The sequence below is a fragment of the Micromonospora sp. NBC_00821 genome (genome assembly GCF_036347035.1).
In the GTDB taxonomy this organism is placed as follows: Bacteria; Actinomycetota; Actinomycetes; order Mycobacteriales; family Micromonosporaceae; genus Micromonospora; species Micromonospora hortensis.
The window spans coordinates 6,638,839-6,651,071 of the sequence record NZ_CP108880.1 but is presented as its reverse complement, the minus strand read 5'-3'; the positions used below and the strand labels follow the sequence as shown (position 1 = coordinate 6,651,071).

Below are 12,233 nucleotides of genomic sequence, written 5' to 3'. Positions count from 1 at the left end.
GGGCCTCGTCGGATCAGAGCTGACGACCGGGTGCCAGCCGGGTGGCATCGCCACCGAGCCGCCCGGTGCCCTTTACCGAGTCGCCGCCGTTCGCCTTGACCCCGGCCTTGCTGGCCGCGCCGCCGAGCCGAACGATCATGGCGTCGGCGTCCCGGATCAGGACGTCCCGGACCTCCGCCTCGGGCACCAGCGTGGCGTCGCTGGCGAGCGTCCGGAACGCGGTCAGCTGCCGGACGGCAGCCTTGTCGTCGCCGGCCGCCTCGGACGCGCGAACAGCGTCGAGCTTGTTCGACAGCTGCTTGTGCGCCTTGGTCGAGAGCCGCCCCGTCGCCTTGAACCGGTCCAGCAGACTCTGCATGTCCCGGAAGCAGGTGGTGACGAAGAACCGGACCGTCGAGGTGGTCTTGTTGCCCGCCTTGTCGGTAGCGGTAACGGTCAGCTCGTGCAGGCCGAGCGACAGGTCGTACATGGCCTGCAGAGTGCCGCTGGTGTACGCCTGGCCGTCGAGCTGACCGACCACGCTCGCGATGCCCGAGGTCGGGTCGACGGCCTGCCAGGCCACCCGGACGTCCTGGCTGTCGCCGTAGAGCTGGCCGTCGGCCAGCCCGGACACCAGCAGCGTCGGCTTGGTGCCGTCGATGCGCAGCACCGCCGACTTCAGCGTCTCGACGTTGCCAGCCTTGTCCGCCGAGCGGAACAGCAGCTCGTGCTGCCCGTCGCCGGTCACCTCGATCGGCGTCGAGTACGGCGCCCACGCGCCACCGTCCAGCGACCACTCCACCGTCTTGACGCCGGAACCGGCGTCGGTGGCGGCCAGCACGACCGGGATGGTCCCGTTGTGCCAACCGGCGTCGTTCGCCGGAGCGAACGTCGCCGAGGTCACCGGCGCTGTGGCGTCGATCTTGACCGAGACGGTCTTGGTCGCCTCCACGTTGCCGGCCTTGTCCGTCGAGCGGAACCGGAGCTCGTGCTCGCCGTCCCCGCTGACCGCCACCGGAGCGGTGTACGCCGTCCAGGTGGTGGCCCCGTCCAGCTGGTACTCCGTACCGGCGAGGCCACTACCGCCGGCCTCGTCGGCACCGGTGAGCGTGATCGTCACCGGCCCGGTGTGCCACCCGTCGGTCGGGGTGCCGGAAACCGCCGAGGTGGTCACCGGCGCCGTCTCGTCGGCCACCTTCGTGCTGAGCCGGAAGTAGTCGAACGAGGCGGTCTTCGACGCCGTCTGGTTGGCGCCGAGGGTGAACAGCCCCACCTTCGGGGTGGCCCCGACCGCGCTGGTGGTCAGCGTCGGCAACGCGGTCCACGTCGTCCCGTCGGCCGAGTACGACGCGGTGAACGTGTCGCCCGTGCGGGCCAGCCGCAGGTGCCACACCGCCGAGGTCAGGTTGCCCGCCTCGGGCTGCGGGTTCTGGACCACCCCGGCGATCTCGCTGCGGAACTCGATCCGCCGCGTCACCGCCTGGCCGGCCTGGTTGTCCGCGATGAAGTCGAACTTCACGTAGTTGTCGTCGTCGGCCTGCACGAGCAGACCGGCCTGCTGGTACTGCTCGTTCAGCAGGCTGCCGTCGACCTTCGTCTCCAGGGTCCAGTCGCCGGACGGCGCGGTCTGGAGGATGAAGTTCTTCGGCCCGGTGTTGTCGGTGCCGTAGATGTCACCGTTGGGCACGTCGATCCGCAGCGCGCCATCGGTGACCCGGTAACCGCTCGGGTCCTCCCGCGTCACGGCGTCCCACCGGCACTTGTCGAGCGTGCTGCCGGTGAACTCGTCCGACGGGTCGACCGGGCCGGCCGGAGCGTCCGGCGTGACCTGGAACGAGTCGAACGCGGCGTCGACAACCGGCGCCTCGGTGCCTCCGTTGAGCGCGAAGACCCCGATCCGCGGGTTGGTGATGCCCTCAAGCGCGGCCGAACGGCCGACCGGGGTGAAGGTCTGCCCGTCGCCCGAGGCGGACGCGGTCAGGTTCGTGCCGTCGCTGGTGATCCGCAGGTACACGGTGTCACCCGCCGGTGCGTTGGTGGCGTCGGCGGCCTCGTTGCGAGGAGTGGCCGCCGTCTCCCGGATGAACTCCACCCGCCGGCTGCCGTTGTACAGCAGGTCCACCTTGGCGTAGTTGTCGTCGTCGCCGTACACCAGCAGGCCGGCCTGCTGGTAGTTGGCAGTCACCGGCAGCGTGACCTTGGTGGTCATCTCCCATGCGCCGGTCGGGGCCGCCTGGAGCACCAGGTTGGTGGCGTCGTTGCGAGCGCCGTAGAGGTCACCCACGCCAGTGGGCAGCCGCAGGGCGCCGCCACTGAGCGAGTAGAGCTGGTTCTCCCGAACGACGCTGGTCCAGCGCTCCTTGTCGAGGCTGTTGCCGTTGAAGTCGTCCGAACGCGCCCCGAAGCAGGACGTGTCCGGCGCGTCGACCCGCACCGGCACCGTGGCGTACGACTTGGCGCCCTTGCTGTCGGTCACCGTGAGGGTGGCCGTGAAGGTGCCCGCGCTGGTGTAGGTGTGGCTGGCGTCCAGTGTGGTCGCCGAGCCTCCGTCACCGAAGTCCCAGGCGTACGTCAACGGGGTGTCGCCCTCGGCGTCGGTGGCCGTGCCGTCGAAGGCGACGGTGACCGGTGCGGTGCCGGTGGCCGGGGTGGCAGTGGCGCTGACCACCGGCGGCCCGTTCTCGGTGACACCGCGGCCGACGAAGTCCATCCAGTTGACGTTGAACAGCGAACCCGTTCCGCCGTTCGGATCGCGGGCCAGGAAGTACAGCGAGCCGCTCGCCGCGCCGGTGACCGGTGCGCTCACGTCCGTGTACGTCTGCCACGCGCCGGTCGACGGTACGACGGCCGTGGCGACCACCGGTCCGTCGACGGCACCCGCGCGCACCTCGATCCGACCGCCAGCGGCGGCGGAGGCGGCCCGGAACCGAATCTCGGTGATGTTGGTCAGGTCCGCCGGAGCGACCGACCACCAGTCGCCGTCCTCGATGAACGCGATGCTCTGGCCGCCACCGGCGGTGTCGGCGCCGGCCTCCCGCTGCACGCCGGGGTCTCCACCGCCGGTGCTCACCGGGGCACGCCCGGTGGCGGTGAAGTACTCGGCCTGCTTCTGCTTCGGCTGGAGGACCTCGATCTGCCGACCGGTCAGGGCACCGGCGCCGCCGGCACCACCCTCGTCGGTGTAGGTCGCCTCGAAGACCGCGAAGACGTTCGCCTCGGCGCCGTGCCCGGAGGCGAGCGACGTCTGGACGGTGCCGGTGCAGCCGGTGTGCTGCTCCAGCGGGTGGGCGTGCTCGTCGTGACCGAGCAGCACCTGAAGCCCCACCCGGTCACAGTCGATCTGCCCGTCCTCGGGGTCGGTCACCTTGATCGAGTAGCGGACCTGGTCGCCCCAGTTGAAGAAGCCGCCGTCCGGTGGGAACTCGATGGAGACCGTCGGGGCGGTGTTGCCCACGGTGACCGGCACATTGGCCACCGCGGTCCGGCCCTTGGGGTTGGTGACGGTGAGCTGGGCGGTGTAGTTGCCCGCCGTGGCGTACGTGTGGGTCGGGTTGGCCTCGGTCGAGGTCTGCCCGTCGCCGAACGTCCAGGCGTAGGTGAGCGTGCCACCGTCCGGGTCTCGGGAACCGGCGCTGGAGAAGGTGACAGTCAGCGGCGCCGGACCCGAGGTCGGGTTGGCGGACGCCGCGGCGATCGGGGCGCGGTCACCGGCGGTGTAGTCGATCCGGTAGACGCCCGAGTTGTCGTTGTTGCCGCCGAAGCCGCTGCCCCACTCGATCAGGTACAGCGCCCCGTCCGGGCCGAACTCGAAGTCCATCGGCCGGACCATGCTCATGCCGGTGAGCAGCTGGTTGATGTCCACCAACGACTTGCCGTCGGGGGTCAGCTGCATGGTGTACATCTTGTTCTGGTTCCACTCGCCGAGCAGAGCCTTGCCGTCGTAGTACGCCGGCCACTTGCGGTTCGAGTTCAGGTCGGCGTCGTAGCGGTAGACCGGGCCGCCCATCGGGGCGCCGCCGCCACCGATCTCCGGGTAACGCGCGTCACCGGCGTACCCGTAGTCGACCGTCGCCGGGACCACCGGCGGGAGGTTGGTCAGGCCCGTGTTGTTGGGCGAGTTGTTCACCGGGGCGGCGCAGTCGAACTTCGGACCGCTCGGGCCGGACGGGAACGTGTAGTCGTTGTACGCCTCGTTCGTGCCCGTGCAGTACGGCCAGCCGTAGTTGCCCGGGGTGACGACGTTCCACTCGACCAGACCGCGGGGGCCCCGGTTCGGGTTGTCCGTGTTGGCGTCCGGTCCGTAGTCCGCGACGTACAGCGTGTTGGTCTTCGGGTCGGTGCCGATCCGGAACGGGTTGCGGAAGCCCATCGCGTAGATCTCGGGACGGGTCTTCTCGGTGCCCGCCGCGAAGAGGTTGCCCGCCGGAACGGTGTACGTCCCGTCGTCCTCCGGGTGGATCCGGATCACCTTGCCGCGCAGGTCGTTGGTGTTGCCGGAGGTGCGCTGCGCGTCGTAGTCCTGGCGACCCGCCCGCTCGTCGATCGGCGAGTACGAGTTCGACTCGAACGGGTTGGTGTTGTCACCGGTGGCCAGGTAGAGGTTGCCGTCGCCGTCGAAGGCCATGCTGCCGCCGGCGTGGCAGCAGGTGTTGCGTTGGGTGTCGACCCGTAGCACCTGCTTCTCGCTGGCCAGGCTGATGGTGTCGCCGGTGACGGTGAAACGGGACAGCAGGTTGCGGGTGACCCCGTCGTTCGGGGCGTAGTACAGGTACACCCAGTTGTTTGTGGCGAAGTCCGGGTCGAGCCGGATGCCGATGAGGCCGTCCTCGTTACCGGTGAAGACGTCCAGGTCGACGGCGGTGACGGTGTTGCCGGTGTCCGGCTTCACGATCTGCACGCGACCGTCGCGCTCGATGTAGAAGACACGCCCGTCGGGGGCGACGTCCAGCTCCATCGGGTTGCTGGTGTTGCTGTCCAGCGTGACCTTCTCGAAGTTCGAGGTCTTCGAGGCGCCGCAGTCGGCGTTCTCGACGCCGGCCGCGGTGCGGATGCCGCCGAGCAGGTGGGAGAGGAACTCGGGCTCGGCGTACGACTCCCGGGTGTGCCCGCCGCCCGTGTACCAGGAGCGGCCACCGTCGTAGTCCTGACACCAGGCGATCGGGTGGTCCGCACCCATCGCGCCGGCGCCGGCGGTGTAGCTCTTCTCGTCCAGGCTGGCCAGCACGTGCACGTCCGGCCGGGGGTTGGTCTGGTAGTTGTACCACTCGTCGAACCGGGACCACCGGTCCGGCAGACCGGCGGTGGACGGGTGGGCGTGGTCCTCCACCTTGACAGTGGCCTGCTGGTTCTGCGGGTGGTTGGCGAAGTACGCGCCGACCAGGTCGCCGTACCAGGCCCAGCTGTACTCGGTGTCCGACGCGGCGTGGATGCCGACGTAACCGCCGCCGGCCTTCACGTAGCGCTCGAACGCCGCCTGCTGGTCGGCGTTGAGCACGTCACCGGTGGTGGAGAGCCAGATCACGGCCTTGTACTTCGCCAGGTTGGCGTCGTTGAATGCGGCGCCGTCCTCGGAGTTGTCAACCGTGAATCCGTTGTCGACGCCGAGCTGCTGGAGGGCGGCGACGCCGGTGGGGATGGAGTCGTGCCGGAAGCCGGCGGTCTTGGAGAAGACGAGGACGGAGAAGGGATCGGCTGCGGCCTTTGGCGCCTTCGGCGCCACCTGGCTGACCGGGGCTGCGGCTTTCGCATCCCGTGGGGGAACCTGGGCGGCCGCTTGCGCGGGCGCGCCGAACAGGGTGGTCGAGGCCATGGCCAGGGAGATCAGGGTTGCGGTGATGGGTAAGCGGGCACGACGAGAACGGGACACGCCGCCTCCTGTGTCGTAGTGACAGAGCTCGCGGGAGTCGGCTCGCCGAAGGCCGTCCCTGATGGAGCCGGTGGTCACACCCTGCCAGGGTGCCCCCACCGACATTTTGTCGAATCGCTGAACAAATTAATTCGGCTGGCTCGATGTCGGGCAAGATGCGGACGGGTAACGGTTCTGCAACGGGGGGCGACATTCCGAACAGGACCGTATGAAGTGCCCCATTGGATCTCGCTCGTTTTGACGCGGCCCGCCGGCTGGCCACCGCCGACCCCGCGCCTTGGCAGGCCGGCGGATCTGTCGTACGGTGACACGCAAGTAACCCACGGGAGCCCGGTGTACCGGGCTGAGAGGGGGGCTGACAGCCCCCGACCGTTGAACCTGATCCGGGTAATGCCGGCGCAGGGAGGAGCGTTGCCGTGCCGTCCCTGGGGCGATTGCATCTCATCACCGACACCCGACCGGGTCGCGACCCACTCGCAGTGGTTCGCGCCGCCCTCACCGTGGCCCACGCCGATCTGGTCGTGCAGGTCCGGGTCGAGGATTCCGCCACCGACCGCGAGGCGTACGACCTGACCCGGCGGGTGTTGGCGCTCTGCGCGTCGTACGGGGCGACCTGCCTGGTCAACGACCGGTTGCACGTGGCGCTGGCGGTGGGCGCCGCCGGTGGGCACGTCGGCGCCGACGACCTGCCGGTCGCCGCCGCCCGCCGGGTGCTCGGCCCCACCGGTGTGCTGGGCGCCACCGCTCGCGCGCCGGGCCCGGCGAGCGAGGCCGTCGCGGCGGGCGCCAGCTACCTGGGCGTCGGGCCCTGTCACACCACCAGCACCAAGACCGGCCTGCCGGACCCCATCGGGCCCGCCGGGGTACGCGCCGTCGTCGACGCCGTCGGCGTCCCGGTCATCGCGATCGGCGGAGTGACCGCAGCCCGGGTGCCGGCGCTGCGGGCCGCCGGAGCGTACGGGGTGGCGGTGGTCGGTGCCGTCTCCGCCGCCGCCGACCCGGCACGGGCGACCGCCGAGCTGATCGAGGCCCTGACGTGCTGACCGGCCGGTCCCCGTCACCGCCGTCGAGCGACCGGGTCCGGCCGGACGTGGCAGTGGTGGGTGCGGGGCCGATCGGGCTGGCGATCGCCTGGCGATGCGCCGCGCGCGGGCTGCGGGTGGTGGTGCACGATCCGGCGCCCGGCTCGGGGGCGTCGGCGGTGGCCGCCGGCATGCTCTCCCCGGTCGCCGAGGCGTACTTCGGTGAGCGGCAGCTGACCGGGTTGTTGCTGGCGTCCGCCGCCCGCTGGCCGGCGTTCGCCGCCGAGTTGACCGAGACGACCGGAGTCGAGATCGGCTACCGGACCGAGGGCACCCTGATGGTCGGGCTGACCGGCGACGACCTGGCCGAGGCGCGCAGGCTGTGGGCGTACCAGCAGGGGTTGGGTCTGCCCGTGACGCCGCTGCGCCCCAGTGAGCTGCGCGACCGCGAACCGGCGCTCGCCCCACGGGTGCGCGGCGGCGCGCTCGCGCCCACCGACCACCAGGTCGACCCGCGGCTGCTGGTGCCGGCGCTGCGCACGGCCGCGCAGCGGGCCGGCGCGGTGCTCGTGCGGCAGCCGGTCCGGTCGGTGTCCGACGTGGACGCGTCGGTCACAGTGGTCGCCGCCGGCTGTGGAGCCGCAGCGCTCACCGGCCTGCCAGTGCGGCCGGTGAAGGGCCAGATCCTCCGGCTGCGCGCGCCCGACGGCGTCGCGCCGGGCTTCCGGCACGTGATCCGGGGGTACGCCGACGGCGAGCACGTGTACCTGGTGCCGCGCGCCGACGGTGAGGTGGTGCTCGGCGCGACGGTCGAGGAGCGCTCGGACACCACTGTCACCGCTGGTGCCGTGCAACGGCTGCTGCGCGCCGGCGTCGATCTGCTGCCCGAGTTGGCCGAGTACGACCTGGTCGAGGCGGTCGCCGGGCTGCGTCCGGGCACTCCTGACAACGCACCGATCCTCGGGCCGCTGCCCGACCGACCGGACGTCCTGGCCGCTACCGGGCACCACCGGCACGGCATCGTGCTCACCCCGATCACCGCCGACCTGATCGCCGACCTGGTGCTCGGCGGCGTACCCGACCCGCTGCTCGCGCCCTTCCGGGCCGATCGCTTCGGCGGTGCCGCCGCGGTGGCCGCGTCGGGCGGACCTGAACCGACGATGGAGGGGGACCTGTGGAGTTGACTGTGAACGGGGCCGGGCGCAGCGTCGCCACCGGCGCGTCAGTGGCGGACCTGGTCCGCGACATCGTGCCGCATTCACGTGGGGTGGCGGTCGCTGTCAACGGCGAGGTGGTGCCTCGGACCGGCTGGCCGGCCCGAGCGCTGTGCGACGGTGACCGGGTCGAGGTCCTCACCGCGGCGCAGGGCGGGTGAGCGGCGTGACCTTCGAACTGGGTGGGGAGACCTTCACCTCACGGCTGATCCTCGGCACCGGCGGCGCCGCGAACCTGCACGTCCTGGAACAGGCGATCCGGGCGTCCGGCACCGAACTCGTCACACTGGCGCTGCGCCGGGTGGGCACGGCGCCGGGCTCCACCGGTGGGCTGCTGGAGTTGCTGGACCGGTGCGGCGTACGCCTGCTGCCGAACACCGCCGGCTGCCACACCGCCACCGAGGCGGTGAAGGTGGCCCGGTTGGCCCGGGACGCGTTCGACACCGACTGGGTCAAGTTGGAGGTGATCGGCGACGAGCGGACGCTGCTGCCCGACGGGGTGGAGCTGCTCCGCGCCGCCGAGGAGTTGGTCGCCGACGGCTTCACTGTGCTGCCGTACACCAGCGACGACCCGGTGCTCGCCCGCCGCCTCGCCGACGTGGGCTGCGCCGCGGTGATGCCGGCCGGCTCCCCGATCGGTTCGGGGCTCGGCATCGGCAACCCGCACCACATTCGACTCATCCGGCAGGGTGTGGACGTGCCGGTGATCCTCGACGCCGGCATCGGCACCGCGTCCGACGCGGCGCTGGCCATGGAGCTGGGCTGCGACGGGGTGCTGCTGGCAAGCGCTGTCACCCGGGCCGCCGATCCGGTGGCGATGGCCACCGCGATGCGGTACGCGGTCGAGGCGGGCCGACTGGCCGCCCAGGCCGGCCGGATCGAGCGGCGCTTCCACGCGCTCGCCTCCACCCCCGACGAGGGAAGACCAGAGCTGTGACCCCCCCGTCCGGGGTTGTCGTGTTGACCGACCGGCTCGTGGCGCGGGGTGGGCTCGACCGGGTGGTGGCGGGGGCCGTGGCCGGGGGAGTGCGCTGCGTGGTGCTGCGGGAGAAGGACCTGCCGCGCGCCGAACGCGCCGCCCTCGCCGCCGACCTGCGCGCGATCCTCGCCGACGTCGGCGGAACCCTCGTCGTGGCCGGCCCCGACCCGCTCGGCGGCGACGCCGTGCACCTGCCCGCCGCCGGGCCGTACCCACCGCCAGCTCACGCCTTGGTCGGCCGCTCCTGTCACGACCAACCAGAGCTGGACCGCCTGACCACCGAGCACTACGCCACCATCTCCCCAGTCTGGCCCACGAAGACAAAACCGGGCTACGGCCCACCCCTGGGACCGGACGGCCTGCGAAAGCTTGTCGAGACCAGCCCGGTACCCCTGCTGGCCCTCGGCGGAGTGGAAACCCCGGAACAGGTAACCGCCTGCGTCAAGGCGGGGGCCGTCGGGGTTGCGGTGCTCGGCGCGATCATGCGAGCCAAAGACCCCACCGAAACAGCCGCGAGTTTGACCAGCGCTTATGTCGAGGCGGTCACCCCTGTGCTGACCCAAACCCGGCGCGGGGTCACCCAGGTCTCCACGTCAGGGCTGCGGCCGACCGTGCCCACGCAGGGATCAAGCCTGACCGCCCGGAGTGGGCACGGTCGGCCGCAGCCCCCAACCGCAACCAGTAACGGCCGGCCGCAGCCCCGAACCGCAACCAAAGGCCAGGGAAAATGACCCCGAGCACCATCCTCACAATCGCCGGCTCGGACTCCGGCGGCGGCGCAGGCATCCAGGCCGACCTCAAGGTCTTCGCCGCGCTGGGCACGTACGGCACAAGCGTCCTCACGGCGGTCACCGCGCAGAACACCCGGGGCGTCGACGCGGTGTTGCCGCTGCCCCCGCGCACCGTCACCGAGCAACTGGACAGCGTGCTCACCGATTTCACCGTCTGCGCGGTGAAGACGGGGATGCTCGGCACCCCGGCGATCGCGGACGTGGTGGCCGAGGCGGCCCGGGACGGCCGGCTGCCTCAGCTCGTCGTCGACCCGGTGCTCGTCGCCACGAGTGGTCACCGGCTCGGCGTGGTGGGCGCTGTGGAGCGGCTGCTGCCGTACGCCATTGTCGCGACCCCGAACTGCGCGGAGGCCGCGGCGATCACCGGACGCCCGGTGGACGACGTGGCCGCGATGGTCGTGGCCGCCGAGGCACTGGTGGCCGGCGGCCCGGAGTACGTGGTGGTCACTGGCGGTGACCTGGACGGGGGCGAGGCGGTCGACGTGCTGCACGGCGGCGGCGTCACCACACTGCTGCGCGCGCCGCGAGTGACCACCCGGCACACCCACGGCACCGGGTGCTCGTTCTCGGCGGCGATCGCGGTGCGGCTCGGTCTGGGCGATCCGGTGCCGGCCGCTGTGGGGGCCGCCAAGGAGTACGTGCTCCGTGCGCTGACCGGCGCGCGGGGCTGGGAGCTGGGCGCGGGACGTGGGCCGCTGAACCACTTCGGCTGGTCCGCTTGATCACCAGGGAGGCTGTCATGCACGCACGAGGCAAGGTGTACGTCGAGGGTTCGCGGCCGGATGTCCGGGTGCCGTTCGCGGAGGTGGGGCTGACCGGGGATCTGCCGCCGGTGCGGCTGTACGACACGTCCGGCCCTGGTTCGGACCCGGAGGTGGGGCTTCCGCCGCTGCGCGGGCCGTGGATCGCCGAGCGGGGTGACGTGGCCCCGGTGCGGGGTGCGGGCACGCCACTCGCCGGGGTCGACGGTCGTCGGCCAACCCAGCTCGCGTACGCGAGGGCCGGTGTGGTGACGCCGGAGATGGAGTTCGTGGCGATCCGGGAGAACGTCGAACCGGAACTCGTGCGGGCCGAGATCGCCGCGGGTCGGGCGGTGCTTCCACTCAACGTCAACCACCCGGAGTGCGAGCCGGCGATCATCGGTAAGGCGTTCCTGGTCAAGGTGAACGCCAACATCGGCACCTCGGCCGTCAGCTCGTCGGTGGCCGAGGAGGTGGAGAAGCTGACGTGGGCCACCCGCTGGGGCGCGGACACCGTGATGGACCTGTCCACCGGTAAGCGGATCCACGAGACCCGTGAGGCGATCGTGCGGAACTCGCCGGTGCCGATCGGCACGGTGCCGATCTACCAGGCGTTGGAGAAGGTCGGTGGCGACCCGGTGAAGTTGAGCTGGGAGGTGTTCCGGGAGACAGTGATCGAGCAGGCCGAGCAGGGCGTGGACTACATGACCGTGCACGCCGGGGTGCTCCTGCCGTACGTGCCGCTGGCGGTGGACCGGGTGACCGGGATCGTGTCCCGGGGCGGTTCGATCATGGCGGCGTGGTGCCTGGCGCACCACGAGGAGAACTTCCTCTACACCAACTTCGAGGAGCTGTGCGCGCTGCTCGCGCGCTACGACGTGACGTTCTCCCTCGGTGACGGGCTGCGCCCGGGATCGATCGCCGACGCCAACGACGAGGCGCAGTTCGCCGAGCTGCGCACCCTCGGTGAGCTGACGAAGATTGCCTGGGCGTACGACGTCCAGGTGATGATCGAGGGCCCTGGTCACGTGCCGATGCACAAGATCAAGGAGAACGTGGACCTTCAACAGGAGTGGTGCCACGAGGCGCCCTTCTACACGCTCGGTCCGCTGACCACCGACATCGCGCCCGCGTACGACCACATCACCTCGGCGATCGGCGCCGCGATGATCGGCATGTTCGGCACCGCGATGCTCTGCTACGTCACGCCGAAGGAGCACCTCGGCCTGCCGGACCGGGACGACGTGAAGGCGGGCGTCATCGCGTACAAGATCGCGGCACACGCGGCGGACCTGGCCAAGGGGCACCCCGGCGCGCAGGACTGGGACGACGCCCTGTCGAAGGCGCGGTTCGAGTTCCGCTGGGAGGATCAGTTCAACCTCTCGCTGGACCCGGAGACGGCGCGCTCGTACCACGACGCGACACTGCCCGCGGAGCCGGCGAAGACCGCGCACTTCTGCTCGATGTGTGGCCCGAAGTTCTGCTCCATGAAGATCACCCAAGAGCTCAAGGAGTACGCCGCACGCGGGATGAAGGACAAGTCGGAGGAGTTCGTCTCCGGCGGAAGCCGGGTCTACCTACCGCTCGCCTGACCCCACCCGGCATGATCGACTCGGGTTCATTGATGTCGCGGTGGTCGACC

Annotated in this window: 7 protein-coding genes, 1 pseudogene and 1 riboswitch; of the genes and pseudogenes, 7 read left to right on the top strand and 1 reads right to left on the bottom strand. The window is 71.1% G+C overall.

Annotation, left to right across the window (positions count from 1 at the left end; all coding sequences use genetic code 11):
* Positions 1 to 13 precede the first annotated feature (13 nt).
* Positions 14 to 5,845 carry a ThuA domain-containing protein gene (locus OHB44_RS30460; RefSeq protein ID WP_330438978.1) on the bottom strand — a complete coding sequence of 1,944 codons (5,832 nt, stop codon included), beginning with the start codon at positions 5,843 to 5,845 and terminating at the stop codon, positions 14 to 16.
* A gap of 312 nt (positions 5,846 to 6,157) precedes the next feature.
* Positions 6,158 to 6,267, top strand: a riboswitch (TPP riboswitch).
* Here OHB44_RS30460 and thiE point away from each other — a divergent pair.
* The 7 genes and pseudogenes from thiE to thiC all read left to right on the top strand — a co-directional run bounded on the left by thiE (position 6,262) and on the right by thiC (position 12,183).
* Entirely contained in the window at positions 6,262 to 6,888 is a 627-nt protein-coding gene (gene thiE, locus OHB44_RS30455; protein ID WP_330438977.1) for a thiamine phosphate synthase, read from the top strand. Its footprint overlaps the riboswitch before it by 6 nt.
* The gene (gene thiO, locus OHB44_RS30450) at positions 6,882 to 8,051 is read left to right on the top strand and encodes a glycine oxidase ThiO (RefSeq protein ID WP_372488445.1); all 1,170 of its coding nucleotides are present in this window, start codon (positions 6,882 to 6,884) and stop codon (positions 8,049 to 8,051) included. Before thiE ends, thiO begins: the two co-directional genes overlap by 7 nt.
* Positions 8,042 to 8,242: a sulfur carrier protein ThiS gene (thiS, locus tag OHB44_RS30445; protein ID WP_238687822.1), complete on the top strand. Its 201-nt coding sequence runs from the start codon at positions 8,042 to 8,044 to the stop codon at positions 8,240 to 8,242. The genes thiO and thiS overlap by 10 nt, the downstream gene beginning before the upstream one ends.
* Positions 8,239 to 9,018: a thiazole synthase gene (locus OHB44_RS30440; RefSeq protein ID WP_330438976.1), complete on the top strand. Its 780-nt coding sequence runs from the start codon at positions 8,239 to 8,241 to the stop codon at positions 9,016 to 9,018. Before thiS ends, OHB44_RS30440 begins: the two co-directional genes overlap by 4 nt.
* Positions 9,015 to 9,593: pseudogene (locus tag OHB44_RS30435) on the top strand (thiamine phosphate synthase); the annotation flags it as partial. The gene OHB44_RS30440 and the pseudogene OHB44_RS30435, both read left to right, overlap by 4 nt.
* Before the next feature lie 194 nt (positions 9,594 to 9,787).
* Complete coding sequence (gene thiD / locus OHB44_RS30430; RefSeq protein ID WP_238687819.1) at positions 9,788 to 10,573, top strand: bifunctional hydroxymethylpyrimidine kinase/phosphomethylpyrimidine kinase; 786 nt, start codon at positions 9,788 to 9,790, stop codon at positions 10,571 to 10,573.
* Between the two features lie 17 nt (positions 10,574 to 10,590).
* Positions 10,591 to 12,183, top strand: coding sequence for a phosphomethylpyrimidine synthase ThiC (gene thiC, locus OHB44_RS30425; RefSeq protein ID WP_330438974.1), 1,593 nt, complete (start codon positions 10,591 to 10,593; stop codon positions 12,181 to 12,183).
* Positions 12,184 to 12,233 lie beyond the last annotated feature (50 nt).